Genomic DNA, 17,225 nt, shown 5'->3' on the forward strand with positions numbered 1-17,225 from the left:
ATTAACTCTAACAGCTAAACCAAATCTTACTAAAAGCTGAACGAAATTGTAAGTGAGTAGACTGCTCCTGTCCAAATAAGTTCAGTTATTTGCTTATTAGATTTTGATGCCTTCGTGCAATGCGGTCAGACCCGCCGACAAATTAAAATACTGGACACGACTCAGACCAGCATCGGACAGCATTTTCTTAAGGGTTTCTTGATCTGGATGCATGCGAATCGACTCTGCCAAATAGCGGTAACTATCTGCATCACCCGCAACCTTACTACCCAGCCAAGGTAAGACGTTAAACGAATACCAGTCATACACCGGCGCCAAGGGTTTGGCGATGTGCGAAAACTCGAGCACCAACAACTTACCGCTGGGACGCAACACACGGGTCATTTCAGCTAGAGCGCGGTCTTTGTGCGTCATATTACGCAAACCAAACGCAACACTGACACGATCAAAGTAATTGTCCGGAAACGGCAAACGCTCGGCATCACACACCGCACATGGCAAGACGATCCCATCGTCAATCAACCGGTCCCGGCCAACTCTCAACATCGAGTCATTGATATCGGTAAGCCAGACCTCCCCCTCAGGACCCGCCTGTTTGGCAAAGGCACGCGCCAAATCACCGGTTCCACCAGCAATGTCGAGCACCTTCATTCCAGGTCGCACAGCGGCACGTCCAATGGTGAAGGCCTTCCAGACCCGATGTAATCCAGCCGACATAAGATCGTTCATCACATCGTAGCGTGCTGCGACAGAGTGAAATACCTGAGCAACCTTGCCAGCCTTCTCGGACTCAGCAACGGTCTGGAAACCAAAGTGGGTTTTATCGTCGGACATTGATGTTCGCTTAAAAAATTGCAAGTACTATTCTATTCGCTTCGAATGCGATTCGTCGCCTGCCATTGCACTCAAAAACCTATCTGCAACCAATACCTCTTGCGTGGAAACCAGACCAAAGCATGAAAGGACCTGCGTTTACGATCCGCCCCCAGGGCGACCGGTGTCTGAGTCTGGACTTTGGCCAGGAAATTAGCGCTGCGACAGGCCTAATGTGTTTAAGCGCAGCAGCCACCTTGCGCGCTGCCCAGATTCCCGGCGTGTCCGACATCGTGCCCTCATACACCGCGGTCGCTTTGTTTTACTCGCCCGGCATACACGCGACACCCGTTACCTTTGCAAGCCTGTCGCAAGAGGTTAAGCACATTTTGAGCGGTGAGTTACTGCCAGCCAACGCCTCGTCGCGACTGATCAAGATCCCTGTCTGTTACGGCGGCGTCCACGGACCAGACCTCAGCGACGTGGCCAAGCGCACAGGTCTGACCGAAGAGGAAGTGATTACCAAACATAGCGCGTCGGACACGATGGTGTTTTCACTTGGCTTCTCACCTGGTCACCCCTACATTGGCATCCACGACGAAATTTTTGCAATTCCACGACGAGACGTACCACGCACAGTGGTGCCCCGTGGTTCAGTTGCAATCGCAAACCGCCAGTCTACGGTTTATCCAGAACGTCTTCCTGGGGGCTGGCATATTTTGGGCGCAACACCGCTCAGACTCTTTGATCTCGCGCGCGAGCAACCCTCGCTGCTATTGCCGGGTGACAAGATTCAATTCGTCCCCATCGACCAAAAGGAGTTCGAGCGGCTAGCGGCTGAGATTGATGGGGTGCGCACATGAGTATGGTCGTCATCAAGCCAGGCATGCTCTCGAGCTTTCAAGATGCGGGGCGGCACGGACATCAACCTCTTGGCATCTCAGTCGTCGGGGCGATGGATCAGCGCGCACACCGTCTGGCGAACATTCTGGTCGGCAACGACGCACAAGCCGCAAGCCTAGAGATTACGCTCACAGGCCCAACACTTAAGTTCAAAGAACCCTGCTGCATCGCACTGTGTGGTGCCGACTTGAGTGCAACACTGAACGGCCAAGCTGTCGCCCTGAATCGGCCACTCATCGTGCGCCCGCAGGACGAGCTAGCTTTTGGGGCGCGCAAGCATGGCACCCGCTGTTACTTAGCGGTGCATGGGGGCTTTGCATTAACCCCCGTCTTGGGCAGCACCAGCACTTACCTTCGCAGCCACTTCGGTGGCTGGCACGGTCGTGCACTGCAAAAAGGTGACGAGATCGCCTTTGCGCGACCACTAAAGAATAAAAGCCTGGAAGCCGTTGCAATGGAACTCTGGGCAATCAAAATTTATCTGCCCGCCGCGATCGCTGATTCTTCGCGCCAGCGAATCCGCTTGATCAAGAGCGCGCTGTGGAATGAGTTCACGCCGGAGAGTTGTGTGGCGCTCTTGACCGAAACATATCGCGTCAGCCCAGACTCTGAGCGGATGGGGTATCGCCTCACCGGCACACCACTTTTGATGAGCAAGCCACGACAATTGTTATCCGAAGCAACCACCTTTGGCACCATTCAAGTGCCCGCAGGAGGGCAGCCCATCATCTTGATGGCAGACCGACAAACCACCGGCGGCTATCCCAAGATGGCTTATGTCGCAACGGTCGATTTACCCCTCCTGGCGCAACTCGCACCAGGTGATGCGCTAAAGTTCGAAGCTATCACGCTCGAGCGCGCGCAAGAGCTCGACGCAGCACGGGAGTGCGCCTGGCAAACGCTCTCGCAAACAGTAAAACCTATACAAGACCTACTTTTAAATCATTGAGGTGACACCACATGGCACTGCGAATTGACTTGAACTGCGATATGGGCGAAAGCTTTGGCGTCTGGAAGCTCGGGAACGACGAGGGCATCATGCCTTATGTTTCCTCTGCAAACATCGCCTGCGGGTTTCATGGCGGCGATCCAGCCACTATGCGCAAAACGGTGGCCGCAGCGCTTAAGCATGGCGTCGCGCTTGGCGCACACCCCGGCCTGCCAGATCTGCAAGGCTTCGGCCGCCGCAACATGGCGATTACCGACCAAGAGGCTTACGACATGATGGTGGTACAGATTGGTGCGCTTGCTGCCGTCGCCGCCTCGCAAGGGGCAAAGTTGCGTCACGTTAAGGCGCACGGTCAGCTCTACAACATGGCCGTTAAAGACGAAGGGCTCGCACGCGCGCTTGCACAAGCCACCTACGATGTAGACAAAAACCTTGTGTTCTTTGTCCTGGCCAGCAGCCCAATGGTGCGCATCGCCGAGTCAGTGGGCGTAACTGTCGCCAGCGAAGTGTTTGGTGACCGCAACTACATGCCTGACGGCACGTTGAGCCCACGGAACAAACCAGGTGCAATGATCGAGGATGTGCAGGTCTCAATCAAGCAAGTATTACAAATGGTTAAGACCGGCACCCTAACGGCCAACGACGGTAGCATTGTCAAAGTGCAAGCCGACACGCTTTGCATTCATGGCGACCAACCCGGCGCTGTGACATTCGCAAAAGCAATTCGCGAAGCGTTGCAGGCCGAGGGGATTGAAGTCAGCGCTTAAACCAACACGCGTTCGATGCCGCCGTTATTGGCTTTTTTGACATAGTCTTCAAGCCAATCGGCGCCTAGAATGTGGCGCGCCATTTCGACCACGATGTAGTCTGCCTTGGCGCCACTGTCGGCTTCAAAACGTGACAAACCTTGCATGCATGAAGGGCAAGACGTCAACATCTTGATGTCGCCATCAAACCCGTCCTTCCGCAAGGCAGCCGTGTTTTTCGCAAGCTCTTCCTCTTTGCGAAACCGCACTTGCGTTGAAATATCCGGACGCGTCACAGCCAGCGTGCCAGACTCGCCGCAACAACGCTCAGTTTTGATTGCGCTGTCACCCACCAATGAGCGAACCGTCTTCATCGGATCCTGTAACTTCATCGGTGTGTGGCAGGGGTCGTGATACATGTAACGGGTACCCTGGATACCCTCAAGCTTGATGCCTTTTTCGAGCAGGTACTCATGGATATCAATCAAACGGCAGCCTGGAAAAATCTTTTCAAATTCGTAGCCGGAAAGCTGGTCGTAACAAGTCCCGCAACTCACCACCACAGTCTTGATATCAAGATAGTTCAAGGTGTTGGCGACGCGGTGGAACAATACCCGGTTATCCGTAATGATTTGCTCGGCCTTGTCATTCATACCGTTACCGCGCTGAGGGTATCCGCAGCAAAGATAGCCTGGAGGCAACACCGTTTGAACACCCGCGTGCCATAGCATGGCTTGTGTTGCCAGCCCAACCTGTGAGAACAAGCGCTCTGAACCGCAGCCTGGAAAATAAAAGACCGCTTCCGTATCGGCTGGCACACTAGGTGGACGAATGATTGGAACGTAATCAGCATCTTCAATATCAAGCAGTTTGCGCGCAGTCTGCTTGGGCAAACCACCGGGCATCTTCTTGTTGATAAAGTGGACAATCTGTTCGCGGATCGGTGGTTTACCAACCGTTGCTGGCGGGGCGCTTGTCTGCTTGCGCGCGAACTTGGAGAGCACATCATGCGCCATGCGCTGCAGCTTATACCCAACACCCACCATCGCCTGACGGGTAGCATTAATCGTCGCTGGATCTTTCGCGTTCAGGAAGAACATCGCGGCAGACGTACCGGCATTGAACGACTTACGCCCCATGCGTCGCAACAATGCGCGCATATTCATCGAGACATCACCAAAATCGATATCAACCGGGCAGGGGTTGTAGCATTTGTGGCAAACAGTGCAGTGGTCCGCAACGTCTTCGAACTCTTCCCAATGCTTGAGACTAATTCCGCGACGCGTTTGCTCTTCGTATAAAAATGCTTCGATGAGTAATGAGGTCGCAAGGATTTTGTCGCGCGGCGAATAAAGAAGGTTAGCCCGCGGCACGTGCGTGGCGCAGACCGGCTTGCATTTACCGCAACGCAGACAGTCTTTGATCGAGTTACTAATGGCGCCAATATCACTTTGTTGCATGATGATCGACTCATGCCCCATCAAGCCAAAGCTTGGTGTCCAAGCATGGCGCAGATCAGCGCCCGGCATCAACTTGCCTGCGTTAAAGTGATTGTGCGGATCGATCTGACGCTTGTAGTTCTGAAACGGCGCAAGTTCTGCTTCGGTCAGAAACTCATACTTCGTCAGGCCAATGCCGTGTTCACCAGAAATCACCCCGTCTAAATCACGTGCAATTTGCATGATCCGCACGACAGCCTCGTTGGCCTCGCGCAGCATCTCGTAGTCATCAGAGTTCACCGGGATGTTGGTGTGTACGTTGCCGTCCCCTGCATGCATATGCAAGGCGACAAACACGCGGCTCTTAAGCACGCGATCATGCACTGCCTGCATTTCCGTCAAAACCGGCGCGAAGTCGTTGCCACCAAAGAGGCCAGCAAGTTCAGCCTTCACCTCTTTTTTCCAAGAAATACGCAACGTCCGGTCTTGCACAATATCAAACACACGAGCCTGCGGATGCCGAGCTAGCCGCTCATCGAAGGCGGACTTTAAGTCAGACAGGCCGTGGGCAACCAAGGGCTGCAGCCCCTCAGCCAGTGGCATATCAAGATTCTCAAGCACCCACGACCACCGTCCTCGAACACGCGCAATCATTTCGGTCGCATGCCGACGTCGCTCATCCAACGCTTCTTCTAACGAGGCACCCTCTTCGCTGGCGCGATCGAGCTTGGCAATCGCCAAGTCTCCATCGAGCGCCGACTGCAACGCATCAAGCAGCTTGAGCTTGTTGCGCGTCGATAATTCGATATTGATGCGCTCAATATGGTCGGTGTACTCACCCATCCGCCCAAGCGGAATCACAACGTCTTCATTAATTTTGAAAGCATTGGTATGACGCGCAATTGCCGCTGTGCGCGCACGATCGAGCCAAAACTTCTTACGTGCCTCAGCACTGACTGCAATGAAACCTTCGCCATGACGCGTATTAGCGAGACGAACCACTTCACTAGTCGCTGCAGCAACGGCCGTGTCATCGTCTCCGACAATGTCGCCGATCAGCACCATCTTGGGCAGCACACCGCGCTTACTCTTGGTGGAATACCCCACCGCGCGCAGATATCGCTCGTCAAGATGCTCCAAGCCTGCGAGTAAGGCGCCCTGCTCACGCCCTTGTGTGTCTAGATAATTTTTAATTTCAACAATAGAAGGAATCGAGTCGCGCGCTTGACCAAAAAACTCGAGGCAAACTGTCCGTGTGTGGCTAGGCATGCGATGCAATACCCACCGCGCCGCTGTAATTAAGCCATCACAGCCTTCTTTTTGGACACCGGGTAGTCCCGACAAAAACTTATCGGTGACATCTTTGCCAAGACCAACTTTGCGAAACCTTGCGCCGTCGATTTCAAGGATCTCGGTGCGTAACACACGTGCGCCAGCCGCAGCCGCGCCATCCGACCACTGCAACTCAAAGCGCACTAAACCTGCTTCGTGAATCTTGCCTAAGTTGTGATCCAAACGCGTGACATCGAGCCAATTACCTTGTGGATCTACCATCCGCCACCAAGCAAGGTTATCCAAGGCCGTGCCCCACAGCACAGCTTTTTTGCCACCCGCGTTCATGGCGACGTTACCGCCTACACAGGACGCATCGGCAGACGTTGGATCCACCGCAAAAACTAACCCGTTCTCGTCAGCGATGTCGGATACACGGCGCGTGACAACGCCTGCGCCTGCGCGTACCGTCGCAACCGGCTTGTCTACGCCGGGTAGCGACCGGATTTCAACCGAACCAAGCGTATCGAGCTTTTCAGTGTTGATGACGGCCGAGCGCCAAGTCAATGGAATGGCACCGCCGGTATACCCAGTACCACCACCACGGGGAACAATGGTCAGGCCCAGTTCGATGCAGGCACGCACCATCGAGGCGATCTCTTCCTCGGTATCGGGCGTCAGGACGACAAAGGGATACTCAACGCGCCAATCGGTTGCATCCGTCACATGCGAGACGCGGGAGAGACCGTCAAATTTGATGTTGTCACGAGCAGTACGCTTACCGAGCACCTTGAGCACTTGCTTACGCAACTGACCAATACGCTCAAACTCGCCAGCGAAGTCACGCACTGCCTCGTGTGCACGCGTGAGCAAGCTTGCCACCTTCTCGTCACGCTCTGCATCATCGTCGGCACGGCGTTGATCGATTTCCTTGAGACGATGCTCAAGCGCCTCGACCAGTAACTTGCGTCGCTTTGGATTGTCGAGCAGATCATCTTGAAGGTAGGGATTACGGCGCACCACCCAGATATCGCCCAAGACTTCGTAAAGCATGCGGGCCGAGCGCCCTGTGCGCCGCTCACCACGTAAATCTGACAACAACACCCAAGCGTCTTCGCCCAGCAAGCGACAGACGACCTCTCGGTCTGAGAATGAGGTGTAGTTGTAGGGGATTTCACGCAAACGAGACGTAGCGTCTGACGCAGGCATGGCTTTCAACAGGTGGCTAGCGAGAGGGGCGTTCATAAAGGATCGGTTCAAGCCCTTAAAGCGTTATTTTAAGGCATCGTGCGGGGGCTGCTCGAATAACCCTTCCGACTAGAGAACCAGAGTCAGCATCCAAGAAATAGCCGCATACCGCAAAAATTTTCCTAGCGCCATCCAGGCCACGCAAGGCCAGAACGATAAGCGCAGCCAGCCGGCAACGAGGCAAAGGGGATCGCCAATCACCGGCAACCAAGCAAAAAAAAGTCCTGCTGGACCCAGTCGACGGATCCAGCGCTCTGCAACGTGATCTGCGCCACCTGAGCGGGTGATGGCCGCTCGTTTGGCACGCCAGCGGCCGTAAGCGCCGTGAGCACCGGCTCCCATCCAATAACTCACCACGCCGCCGAGCGTGTTACCCGCAGTGGCAACCCAGATCGCTGGCCACAGCATCTCTGGAACACTCGTTACATAGGCGAGCAAAAAGGGCTCCGAACCAAAAGGTAAGATCGTTGCGGCGAGCAAGCCCACCGCGAAAAGGGCCGGCAAACCGACCTCCGGCAGCGACAGCCAAGCCAATAGCGTGCGTAACAATTCGTTCAGAGCAAACTCCATCATAAGTAAGAAGACTTTAGCCTGGGCGTGGGATAATTGCGGCATCGCAGCACGCACGGCCAGGAAACCATGAACACCGATTATCTTAAGCGCATCCTCACCAGCAAAGTGTATGACGTTGCGGTCGAAACATCTCTAGAACTCGCCCCCCAGCTTTCCGCTCGTATCGGCAACACGGTCTTACTGAAGCGAGAGGACACACAGTCCGTATTTAGCTTCAAGCTACGGGGCGCCTACAACAAAATGGCGCACTTGCCGAAAGCCACACTTGCGCGTGGCGTGATTGCTGCCTCAGCGGGTAACCACGCGCAAGGTGTCGCGCTCGCCGCTCGCCGACTCGGCTGCAAAGCCGTCATCGTCATGCCTACCACCACCCCGGCCGTCAAGGTTGAGGCAGTCAAAGCGCTTGGCGGTGAGGTCGTGCTCGAAGGTGACAGCTTCAGCGATGCATACGCCCACGCCTTAACCCTAGAGAAAAAGCGCCACCTGACCTTCGTGCACCCCTTTGACGACCCCGATGTGATTGCTGGTCAGGGCACGATCGGCATGGAAATTTTGCGTCAGCACCCCGCCCCAATCGACGCCATCTTTGTTGCGGTTGGAGGCGGAGGTCTCATAAGCGGGATTGCCGCCTACGCCAAGCAACTGCGCCCCGAGATAAAAATTATCGGCGTGCAAACCGTCGACTCTGATGCGATGCTGCGTAGCGTTCGCGCGGGCCGCCGCGTCTCGCTTAGCGAGGTCGGGCTTTTTTCCGATGGTACTGCCGTCAAACAGGTGGGAGTCGAAACCTTTCGCTTAGCGCGGGAATACGTCGATGACTATGTCGTTGTCGATACCGACGCCATCTGTGCAGCGATCAAGGATGTCTTTCAGGATACCCGCAGCGTGCTTGAGCCAGCAGGCGCACTCGCTATTGCGGGGGCCAAGCAGTATGCGACGGACCACAAGCTCAAAGGCAAAACATTGGTGGCGATTGCCTGCGGCGCCAACATGAACTTCGATCGGCTCAGATTCGTAGCCGAACGCGCCGAAGTCGGTGAAGAGCGCGAAGCCATTTTTGCGGTCACGCTACCCGAACAACGCGGTAGCTTTCGCGCGTTTTGCAGTCTCGTCGGAGACCGTAATGTCACAGAGTTCAACTATCGGATTTCAGACTCAACGTCTGCCTATGTTTTTGTCGGCATTCAGGTTTCAAGCCCAAACGAACCGCTTCGCATCGCTAACAGTTTCCGCAAGCACGGCTTTGACACGCTCGACCTGACCGATGATGAAATGTCAAAAACCCACTTACGGCACATGGTGGGCGGGCGTTCAGGGCTGGCGCAGCACGAGCTGCTCTATCGCTTTGAGTTTCCAGAGCGACCCGGAGCGCTTATGCGCTTTTTACAGTCGATGAAGCCCGACTGGAACATCAGTCTTTTTCATTATCGCAACCAGGGTGCAGATTATGGTCAGATCTTGATCGGAATTCAGGTACCCGCAGGTAGTAAAAAAGCCTTTAAGGCTTTCCTAGACGAGGTAGGCTACCCGCACTGGAACGAAACGGATAACCCCGCCTACAAGCTCTTTCTTTAAGAGACTAGAACGTACAGACGCTAAAAAATGGCGTGTCCGTTTTTGCGATGAGCGATGATCCCCCCAGCGCGGGAAGATCCACAATCGCGGCAGCCTCGACAACATTGCTGCCCAACTGTTGCAGCAACTTCACTGCAGCAAGCATCGTGCCGCCCGTAGCAACTAAGTCGTCAACAAGCAACACGCGTTGCCCTGGCTTGACCGCGTCTTGATGCACCTCGACCACCGCATCACCATACTCAAGCGTATACGCCGCTGAAACAGTTTTGTAGGGAAGTTTGCCCTGCTTACGGACTGGAACAAAGCCGACCCCTAGTGCATAGGCAAGTGCACTGCCAAAAATGAAGCCACGCGCATCAATACCAACCACTACGTCAAGCTTGTGACGCATGTGCCGATAAACAAAGATATCAATCAGCGCACGAAAAGCCCGAGGGTCTTGCAGCAAAGGGGTGATGTCACGAAACATGACACCTGGCTTGGGCCAGTCGGGTACGTTGCGGATCAGACTGCGTACCAGCTCTATCGGGTCTTGATAGGGAATCGGGTTATTCATGGAACGGTTTTCCGCATACGTTTAAACAACACAGAGAATACGCTATTCAAGACGTTCGCACCTTGACCGCATTCGACACACGCAACGCCTTCGCCCGCGCCTCATCAATCGTACGATCTTGCGCGAGAGCAACCCCCATACGTCGCTTTACAAAGGACTCAGGCTTGCCAAAGAGCCGCACGTCCGTTCCTGGCTCACTTAGGGCGGCGGCCACTCCATCAAAGCCGATGCCTTGTGCCTCAACACCTCCATAAATCACACTGCTTGCGCCCGGAGCAATTAATGTTGTGTCGACCGGCAAGCCCAAGAGTGCTCTGGCATGTAATTCAAATTCACTTTGGCGCTGAGTAGTTAACGTCACAAGCCCGGTATCGTGCGGGCGGGGGCTGACTTCCGAGAACCACACCTGATCTCCCGACACAAAGAGCTCCACCCCAAAAATACCTTGCCCACCCAAACTATTGGTTACCTGCAGGGCAATTTGCCGGGCGCGATCCAGTGCGCCCTCAGGCATTGGCTGGGGCTGCCAACTCTCAACGTAGTCCCCATCAACTTGGCGATGCCCGATGGGCTCGCAAAAATGCGTCGAAATCTTGCCATCTGCCCCGCGTGCGCGAACGGTCAACAGCGTGATCTCATACTCAAAATCGATAAATCCCTCAACGATGATGCGTGTGCCGTCGACACGGGCGCCTTGTTTGGCGATATTCCAGGCCGATGCAATATCTTGAGGTCCACGCAACACCGACTGTCCCTTCCCAGAGGAAGACATCACGGGCTTGACCAGACAGGGGAAGCCTACTTTTTGCGTCGCACGCTCAAGTTCCTCGACGGAGTCTGCGAACTGGTATGGCGAGGTAGGCAAGCCCAATTCTTCAGCCGCTAGTCGGCGGATCCCCTCGCGATTCATGGTGAGCTGTGCTGCACGTGCAGTCGGTGTGACACGCACTCGGCCGGCTGCCTCAAGCTCGACCAACAAATCCGTGGCGATGGCCTCGATTTCTGGGACGATGATGTGCGGACGCTCTTTCTCAATGATTGCCCTAAGCGCTTCTTTGTCAGTCATCGTCACGACATGCGCTCGGTGCGCCACCTGTTGCCCTGGCGCTTGAGGATAGCGATCGACCGCAATCACCTCAACGCCAAACCGCTGCAGGGCCATGATCACTTCTTTGCCCAACTCTCCAGAGCCCAGTAACAGTACACGCAACGCCGTCGGCGAGCCAGGGGTGCCTAGCCTAGCTTCAAAGGGCGCCAACGCGGCGGCAGGAGATGCGTTCGATGAAAAAGGAGTCGTAGCCATGGGGATCCTGGAAACGGAAACAATGAATGGTGGTGCAGATTCGGACAGTAGCAGATACAAACACAGCACGCCCGCGGTCTGAAACGATTAAAATCGGGCAATGTCTGCTCCTAAATCGTCCGCAGCCTCTGTGCTTGCATCTGCTCGTCGCACCCTGGATATCGAAGCCCGGGCGCTGAATGAATTGAACCAACGCCTAGACGCGAGCGTTGAGCGCGCGGTTGCGCTCATGCTCGAGTGCAAAGGCCGCGTCGTCGTATGCGGTCTAGGGAAAACAGGACACATCGCACGCAAAATAGCAGCCACGCTAGCTTCAACGGGCACTCCCTCGTTTTTTTTGCATGCCGCCGAAGCCGTTCACGGGGACATTGGAATGATCGGGGGGCAAGACCTTCTAATCGCCGTGTCGTACTCTGGCTCAGGCCAAGAGCTGCTCACCATACTGCCCGCGGCCCATCGCCTAGGGGTCAAAGTGATCGCGATGACGGGGCATAATGACTCAGATCTGGCTCGCTTGGCCGACGTCCACCTCGACGTCAGTGTCTCGCAGGAAGCCTGCCCTCTCAATCTCGCACCAACAGCGAGCACGACCGTCGCGCTCGCCATGGGCGATGCGTTAGCCGTGGCCTGTCTTGAGGCTCGAGGCTTCGGTGCAGAAGACTTTGCTCGTTCGCACCCTGGCGGTGCGCTTGGACGTCGACTGCTGACCCACGTGGCTGACATCATGCGCAACGCCGATGCCGTCCCCTGCGTAAAACAGACAGCCTCCGTGTTTGAAGCGCTGGAAGAAATCTCACGCAAGGGCATGGGGATGACCGCAGTGCTCGACGCTGAAGGCCGAGCCATCGGCATATTTACGGATGGCGATCTGCGTCGCCTGATTGAACGTAAAGGCGATGTTCGCGACCTCAACGTGACCGACGGCATGTCGCGTAACCCTCGCCACATTCAACCGGAAGCATTGGCTGTTGATGCCGCAGTGCTAATGGACAGCCACAAACTCAACCAAATGCTGGTCGCGGACGAGCAAGGCAAACTGATAGGCGCCCTGCACATGCATGACCTAATGGCGGCAAAAGTCGTCTAAACCGCCATGAACAGACCCCCTCTTATTCCCCACCCTGCTGAAGCACTGGTGCTTTCCAAGATTTCCGCCTCAGTTAGAGAGCGCCTTGCGCGTATCAAACTGATGGTATTCGATGTGGACGGAATACTGACCGATGGGAGTCTTTGGTACGGAGAGCACGGAGAAGTCTTCAAACGCTTCAATGCGCTTGATGGGCACGGCCTGAAAATGCTGGCGGCCAGCGGCATCGCTGTCGTGCTAATGACCGGCCGCTCTGGACCAATCGTTGATCGTCGTGCGGCCGAACTAGGGCTAGGCGATGTCTTACAAAATGTCCGAGACAAGGGTGTCGCAATCACAGAGCTCGCTGGCAAACACCGCGTGTCCTTGGAACAAACTGGCTTTATGGGTGATGACCTCATTGACCTTCCTGCGATGCAACGCACTGGCTTCGCAGCTTCTGTGCCTGACGCGCCGGCCTACGTGCAGCAGACCGCGCACTGGGTGGCGATCAAAGCTGGCGGTCAGGGTGCAGCGCGCGAGTGTTGTGACATCATCCTGGCAGCGCAGCATCGGCTCGGACCGTTTTTTCAACCTGGGCGGCTTGGGCCAGGTACGATACAGTAGCCACTCATGAAAGAACGCGCCTCGATTATCGTATCCCTCTTTATACTGGTGACGCTCGTCTTGGGGACTTGGTGGGCGGCCGACTACTCGCAACGTGCGGTCGAGATTGACCCCCCTAGTCGTATCACACACGAGCCTGACACTTGGGCAAAAAAGATTGTGCTGCTGCGTACGGATGAAAAAGGGTTCGTGATCCATCGCCTCGAGGGCGATCTCATGGAGCATTTTCCTGATGACAAGTCCTACGAATTGATTTCGCCCCGCGCCTTTGCGCTCAAGCCTGAAAATCCGCTGACCGTCGCTACCTCGCGTATGGCCGTCATTTACGATGAGGGCAATCGCATCATCATGCGCGGCGACGCCGTGATTTTGCGGCTCGGGGATGCTGAGCGTCAACCTCTTAACTTCCGTAGCGACGAGCTCACCTTGCTCGTCAAGGAAGACCTGAGCTACACCGACCTACCCGCCATCGCGACCAGTGGCCGCTCGCGGATGAGTGGTGTCGGGATGCGCTTTAACAACGCCACGCAGCAGTTAGACGTGTTTAAATCGACCGATGTCGACATTGCGCCGAAGGATCAGGCTGCAGAGTCGCCCTCCAAAGCGTTAATGCCCAAGCCATGATTAAATTTTGCTCTCTGCGCACAGCTCTTCAAACCGTCTTCGCGATGTTGTGCCTGCATGGGTCGCTCGGCCATGCGCAACAAGCGCCGTCTGCCACGGTAACGCCTGAAGAGCCGAGCACGACGATACTTTCAGACACACTGCATTACGACGACACAAAGCGTGAAAGTACCTTCACCGGAAAAGTCGTGATGACGCGAGGCTTGCTCACAATGAATGCCGATGTGCTACAGATGCGCGAAGACAAAGACGGCAACCAGTTCGGTGACGCCACCATGAAGAGTGACAAACTGGTTTTAATCCGTCAATTGCGCCCTGAAAACTTTGAAGTTCTCGAAGGCGTTGGTCAGCGCGCCGAGTACGATGGCAAAAACGAAACGTTTGATTTAATTGGCAAGGCAGTTGTGTCGCGCTACATCTGCGGCAAACACTTTGACACGGTCAGTGGTCAACAAGTTCGCTACAACCAAAAAACGGATGTGTATCAAGCATTTTCGGGGCCAAACTCTGCCAACGCAGATGGCCGCGTACGCTCAGTCGCACAACCTAAAGCACGTGCGGAAGCCGCCGTCGCGGAGTGCAAAGCCAAGCAAGGCAACCTAGCCCCCACACCAGCAGCGAAGCCCGCTGGCGCAGCGCGCCCTTAAAGCATCACCCATGCAAACATCGCAAGCTTCAACATCGTCTAATCCCGCTTCCGAACACACGCCTGGAAAGCTCAGCGCAACCGGGCTGCGAAAGTCCTACGGCGGACGAATGGTGGTGCAAGACGTATCGATCTCAGTGAATAGCGGCGAAGTGGTTGGTCTACTTGGCCCCAACGGCGCGGGGAAGACGACTAGCTTCTACATGATTGTCGGCTTAGTCGCCGCCGATGCTGGTCGCATAGAAATCGATGACACACCCATCAGCAGCATGCCTATCCATCGTCGTGCGCGCATGGGCTTGTCCTACTTGCCCCAGGATGCCTCGGTCTTCCGAAGATTAACTGTCGAACAAAACATTCGTGCAGTACTCGAATTACAAATCGATAATGATGGAAAAAAGTTTTCGGCGAGTACGATCGAGCAACAGCTCAATGCCTTGCTTGAAGAGCTACAAATCACACATATTCGGAAAAATAGCGCCCTCTCGCTCTCCGGCGGAGAGCGCAGACGGGTCGAGATCTCGCGCGCGCTTGCGACTCGTCCTCGGTTTATTCTGCTTGATGAGCCCTTCGCTGGCGTAGACCCGATCGCGGTGATTGAAATTCAGCGTATCGTGCGCTTTCTGAAAAGTCGCGGAATCGGTGTGCTCATTACTGACCACAACGTGCGAGAAACCCTAGGTATCTGTGACAGGGCTTATATCATCAGTGAGGGCAAAGTACTCACGAGCGGCGTGCCCGACGCGATCATTAACGATGCCTCTGTGCGTCGCGTCTATTTGGGCGAACACTTTAAGATGTAACGCCCGCCGTGGCGAGTAACCGCTCTTATGTTGCGGCGCACACCAAATTTTGCTGATGCAGATCAATCTATGGGTACTTTTACCCTTGATTTCCGCGCGCAAGTCACTACACTTTAAATATTGATCGCACACATAGGAGTCCCTCGCCGCCCACACCCCGTGCATTCGCACAACTGCCGTTCCTTTTTGGAGAGTACGCAATGAACCTGAACATCACCGGTCACCATCTTGACGTCACCCCAGCCATCCGGGAATACATCCAAACCAAAATGGCCCGCGTTTTACGGCATTTTGATCACGTGATTGGCACGCAAGTCATGCTGTCAGTCGAACCCCTCAAGCACCACGCAGAGATCACCTTGCATGTCCGCGGCAAGGACATTCATTGCGAAGCGTCAGAGCAAAACCTTTATGCTTCGATTGATTTATTGATAGACAAAGTCGACCGTAAAGTACTGCAGTACAAAGCCCGCACCCAAGATCATCATCACCTCGCCCCTAAGCGACAGGCTTTCGAAACGGCGTAAAACGCCTCGCGTTGACCTCCAGCAAACCCACGCCCGCCAACCCTCTGGCGGGCGTGGGTTTTTAATAAGTCCTCAACCGGCGAATGGGGCAATCGAACAAGCAGAAGTGCGGCCAACCTATAATCCCGTACATGAAACACTTGTCGCGCCTTTTGCCACTAAGCAATGTTGTGCTTGAGATGCCCGCAACCAGTAAAAAGCGGGTGTTTGAGCAAGCCGCTCTGCTACTTGAGAATAACCAAGGAGTAGAGCGCGCCGCTGTTTACGAGAGTCTTTTCGCGCGCGAGCGTCTGGGCTCAACGGGCTTGGGCTCCGGGATCGCCATGCCACATGGTCGGGTTAAGGGCCTCAAAACGGGCATCGCCGCATTTCTTAGACTCGCAAAACCGATACCTTTTGATGCGCCTGACCGACAACCTGTTGATCAGTTACTCGTTCTGCTCACACCAGAAGCCTCAACGCAACAACATCTCGATATACTTGCCGAAGTGGCTCGCCTATTTTCCAACGAAGCGCTCAGGTCACGGTTGGCGATGGAAACCGACCCAAAGATCGTGCATGCTTTGTTGACTGAAGATCTACGCTAAGTTTTCTCGAGCGGGCCCACCTCTTCCAAAATGGAGTCACCATGCTGACGGTGCAGGACCTGGTTCACGACAATACCGAAGACATTCCATTCACTTGGGTTGCTGGACAAACAGCGGCTGATCGTCTCATCCCCGATAACGGGATGGCTGCAGCGGACTTGATCGGACACTTGAACCTCATCCACCCCTCACGGATTCAGGTGTTCGGCACCCAAGAGATGGACTACTACACACGGTTTGACTCTAAACGCCGCATACACCACCTCGATGAGCTTTTAGCGGGCGGTGTACCTGCGATCCTCATTGCAGACAGCTTGCCGCCAACGGACGATCTCATTCAAGGCTGTGAGCGCAATCAGATCCCGCTACTGACAACATCTGTCCCTGCAGCCGAACTTATCGACTTGCTGCGCATTTACCTTGGTCGGCGTTTAGCGCCTACAACCACCGTGCATGGGGTATTCATGGACGTACTCGGGGTGGGCGTATTGATCACAGGCGAGTCTGGCTTGGGAAAAAGTGAACTCGCGCTTGAACTGATCTCACGCGGTCATGGCTTAGTCGCCGATGATGCCGTGGATCTTTCTCGCACAGCACCCCATGTTGTGGAAGGACATTGCCCAGAGCTCTTGCGTAATATGCTTGAAGTCCGCGGTTTGGGACTGCTCAATATTCGGACAATTTTTGGTGAGACGTCGGTACGCCGCAAGATGAAACTCAAGCTCATCGTGCATCTTGTGCGGGCCACTGCGCAAGACAAGTTTGAGCGCCTGCCCTTGCAAGACATGACCCAAGATATGTTGGGCTGCCCAATCCGCAAAGTGATGTTGCAAGTGGCAGCGGGCCGCAACTTAGCTGTCTTGGTTGAAGCAGCCGTACGCAATACGATTCTAAAGCTGCGTGGAATTGACACTCTCGCAGAGTTCATGGAAAGGCAAGCAGAGGCCATCGCAAGAGGACAGCCATAA

The 17,225-nt window shown here is 55.0% G+C and carries 17 protein-coding genes; 12 read left to right on the forward strand and 5 right to left on the reverse strand.

The window, feature by feature from the left end:
- Positions 1–96: 96 nt before the first annotated feature.
- Positions 97–834: a bifunctional demethylmenaquinone methyltransferase/2-methoxy-6-polyprenyl-1,4-benzoquinol methylase UbiE gene (gene ubiE, locus KZZ10_RS03905; RefSeq protein ID WP_259660200.1), complete on the reverse strand. Its 738-nt coding sequence runs from the start codon at positions 832–834 to the stop codon at positions 97–99.
- A 122-nt stretch (positions 835–956) separates the two neighbouring features.
- Between ubiE and pxpB the strand changes: the two genes are divergently transcribed.
- From pxpB to KZZ10_RS03920, 3 genes are read left to right on the forward strand one after another with little or no spacing between them, the layout of a single operon-like run.
- The gene (gene pxpB / locus KZZ10_RS03910) at positions 957–1,676 is read left to right on the forward strand and encodes a 5-oxoprolinase subunit PxpB (RefSeq protein WP_259660201.1); all 720 of its coding nucleotides are present in this window, start codon (positions 957–959) and stop codon (positions 1,674–1,676) included.
- Complete coding sequence (locus tag KZZ10_RS03915) at positions 1,673–2,665, forward strand: 5-oxoprolinase subunit C family protein (RefSeq protein WP_259660202.1); 993 nt, start codon at positions 1,673–1,675, stop codon at positions 2,663–2,665. Before pxpB ends, KZZ10_RS03915 begins: the two co-directional genes overlap by 4 nt.
- An 11-nt stretch (positions 2,666–2,676) precedes the next feature.
- On the forward strand, positions 2,677–3,432 hold the full coding sequence (locus tag KZZ10_RS03920; protein ID WP_259660203.1) for a LamB/YcsF family protein: 756 nt from the start codon (positions 2,677–2,679) through the stop codon (positions 3,430–3,432).
- Here KZZ10_RS03920 and KZZ10_RS03925 read toward each other — a convergent pair.
- Positions 3,429–7,367: a DUF3683 domain-containing protein gene (locus KZZ10_RS03925; RefSeq protein WP_259660204.1), complete on the reverse strand. Its 3,939-nt coding sequence runs from the start codon at positions 7,365–7,367 to the stop codon at positions 3,429–3,431. The two genes, KZZ10_RS03920 and KZZ10_RS03925, sit on opposite strands and share 4 nt — an antisense overlap.
- A gap of 72 nt (positions 7,368–7,439) precedes the next feature.
- Complete coding sequence (locus KZZ10_RS03930; RefSeq protein WP_259660986.1) at positions 7,440–7,940, reverse strand: YqaA family protein; 501 nt, start codon at positions 7,938–7,940, stop codon at positions 7,440–7,442.
- Between the two features lie 36 nt (positions 7,941–7,976).
- Between KZZ10_RS03930 and ilvA the strand changes: the two genes are divergently transcribed.
- The gene (ilvA, locus tag KZZ10_RS03935; protein ID WP_259660205.1) at positions 7,977–9,518 is read left to right on the forward strand and encodes a threonine ammonia-lyase, biosynthetic; all 1,542 of its coding nucleotides are present in this window, start codon (positions 7,977–7,979) and stop codon (positions 9,516–9,518) included.
- A gap of 4 nt (positions 9,519–9,522) precedes the next feature.
- On the opposite strand, the gene KZZ10_RS03940 is transcribed toward ilvA, so the two are convergent.
- Together KZZ10_RS03940 and purT are read right to left on the reverse strand one after the other, a co-directional pair.
- The gene (locus KZZ10_RS03940) at positions 9,523–10,074 is read right to left on the reverse strand and encodes an adenine phosphoribosyltransferase (protein WP_259660206.1); all 552 of its coding nucleotides are present in this window, start codon (positions 10,072–10,074) and stop codon (positions 9,523–9,525) included.
- 46 nt (positions 10,075–10,120) lie between these two features.
- Positions 10,121–11,377, reverse strand: a complete 1,257-nt coding sequence (purT, locus tag KZZ10_RS03945; RefSeq protein ID WP_375372532.1) for a formate-dependent phosphoribosylglycinamide formyltransferase — start codon at positions 11,375–11,377, stop codon at positions 10,121–10,123.
- Between the two features lie 100 nt (positions 11,378–11,477).
- On the opposite strand from purT, the gene KZZ10_RS03950 reads away from it, so the two are divergent.
- The 8 genes from KZZ10_RS03950 (at position 11,478) to hprK (ending at position 17,225) form a co-directional block, all read left to right on the forward strand.
- Entirely contained in the window at positions 11,478–12,464 is a 987-nt protein-coding gene (locus KZZ10_RS03950; RefSeq protein WP_259660207.1) for a KpsF/GutQ family sugar-phosphate isomerase, read from the forward strand.
- A gap of 6 nt (positions 12,465–12,470) precedes the next feature.
- Positions 12,471–13,070 carry a KdsC family phosphatase gene (locus KZZ10_RS03955; protein WP_259660208.1) on the forward strand — a complete coding sequence of 200 codons (600 nt, stop codon included), beginning with the start codon at positions 12,471–12,473 and terminating at the stop codon, positions 13,068–13,070.
- 6 nt (positions 13,071–13,076) lie between these two features.
- Positions 13,077–13,694, forward strand: coding sequence for an LPS export ABC transporter periplasmic protein LptC (gene lptC, locus KZZ10_RS03960; RefSeq protein ID WP_259660209.1), 618 nt, complete (start codon positions 13,077–13,079; stop codon positions 13,692–13,694).
- A gap of 44 nt (positions 13,695–13,738) precedes the next feature.
- Positions 13,739–14,341 carry a lipopolysaccharide transport periplasmic protein LptA gene (gene lptA, locus KZZ10_RS03965; RefSeq protein WP_259660988.1) on the forward strand — a complete coding sequence of 201 codons (603 nt, stop codon included), beginning with the start codon at positions 13,739–13,741 and terminating at the stop codon, positions 14,339–14,341.
- A gap of 10 nt (positions 14,342–14,351) precedes the next feature.
- Positions 14,352–15,143 (forward strand): LPS export ABC transporter ATP-binding protein, encoded by a 792-nt coding sequence (gene lptB, locus KZZ10_RS03970; RefSeq protein ID WP_259660210.1) that lies wholly within the window; start codon positions 14,352–14,354, stop codon positions 15,141–15,143.
- Positions 15,144–15,343: 200 nt separating this feature from the next.
- A complete protein-coding gene (gene hpf, locus KZZ10_RS03975; protein WP_259660211.1) occupies positions 15,344–15,670 on the forward strand; it encodes a ribosome hibernation-promoting factor, HPF/YfiA family in 327 nt (108 codons plus the stop codon).
- Positions 15,671–15,801: 131 nt separating this feature from the next.
- The gene (locus KZZ10_RS03980; protein WP_259660212.1) at positions 15,802–16,257 is read left to right on the forward strand and encodes a PTS sugar transporter subunit IIA; all 456 of its coding nucleotides are present in this window, start codon (positions 15,802–15,804) and stop codon (positions 16,255–16,257) included.
- Positions 16,258–16,298: 41 nt separating this feature from the next.
- Complete coding sequence (hprK, locus tag KZZ10_RS03985; RefSeq protein WP_259660213.1) at positions 16,299–17,225, forward strand: HPr(Ser) kinase/phosphatase; 927 nt, start codon at positions 16,299–16,301, stop codon at positions 17,223–17,225.

The sequence above is a fragment of the Zwartia hollandica genome, from assembly GCF_019923725.1.
Taxonomy (GTDB): Bacteria; Pseudomonadota; Gammaproteobacteria; order Burkholderiales; family Burkholderiaceae_B; genus Zwartia; species Zwartia hollandica.

What these genes read in the sequence shown, in the direction of transcription:
- KZZ10_RS03940 (WP_259660206.1), bottom strand. Translation starts at nt 10,074, where the DNA reads ATGAATAACCCGATTCCCTATCAAGACCCGATAGAGCTGGTACGCAGT.
- purT (WP_375372532.1), bottom strand. Translation starts at nt 11,377, where the DNA reads ATGGCTACGACTCCTTTTTCATCGAACGCATCTCCTGCCGCCGCGTTG.
- hpf (WP_259660211.1), top strand. Translation starts at nt 15,344, where the DNA reads ATGAACCTGAACATCACCGGTCACCATCTTGACGTCACCCCAGCCATC.
- lptA (WP_259660988.1), top strand. Translation starts at nt 13,739, where the DNA reads ATGTTGTGCCTGCATGGGTCGCTCGGCCATGCGCAACAAGCGCCGTCT.
- KZZ10_RS03980 (WP_259660212.1), top strand. Translation starts at nt 15,802, where the DNA reads ATGAAACACTTGTCGCGCCTTTTGCCACTAAGCAATGTTGTGCTTGAG.
- KZZ10_RS03950 (WP_259660207.1), top strand. Translation starts at nt 11,478, where the DNA reads ATGTCTGCTCCTAAATCGTCCGCAGCCTCTGTGCTTGCATCTGCTCGT.
- lptB (WP_259660210.1), top strand. Translation starts at nt 14,352, where the DNA reads ATGCAAACATCGCAAGCTTCAACATCGTCTAATCCCGCTTCCGAACAC.
- KZZ10_RS03920 (WP_259660203.1), top strand. Translation starts at nt 2,677, where the DNA reads ATGGCACTGCGAATTGACTTGAACTGCGATATGGGCGAAAGCTTTGGC.
- pxpB (WP_259660201.1), top strand. Translation starts at nt 957, where the DNA reads ATGAAAGGACCTGCGTTTACGATCCGCCCCCAGGGCGACCGGTGTCTG.
- ubiE (WP_259660200.1), bottom strand. Translation starts at nt 834, where the DNA reads ATGTCCGACGATAAAACCCACTTTGGTTTCCAGACCGTTGCTGAGTCC.
- KZZ10_RS03955 (WP_259660208.1), top strand. Translation starts at nt 12,471, where the DNA reads ATGAACAGACCCCCTCTTATTCCCCACCCTGCTGAAGCACTGGTGCTT.
- KZZ10_RS03930 (WP_259660986.1), bottom strand. Translation starts at nt 7,940, where the DNA reads ATGGAGTTTGCTCTGAACGAATTGTTACGCACGCTATTGGCTTGGCTG.
- hprK (WP_259660213.1), top strand. Translation starts at nt 16,299, where the DNA reads ATGCTGACGGTGCAGGACCTGGTTCACGACAATACCGAAGACATTCCA.
- lptC (WP_259660209.1), top strand. Translation starts at nt 13,077, where the DNA reads ATGAAAGAACGCGCCTCGATTATCGTATCCCTCTTTATACTGGTGACG.
- KZZ10_RS03925 (WP_259660204.1), bottom strand. Translation starts at nt 7,367, where the DNA reads ATGAACGCCCCTCTCGCTAGCCACCTGTTGAAAGCCATGCCTGCGTCA.
- KZZ10_RS03915 (WP_259660202.1), top strand. Translation starts at nt 1,673, where the DNA reads ATGAGTATGGTCGTCATCAAGCCAGGCATGCTCTCGAGCTTTCAAGAT.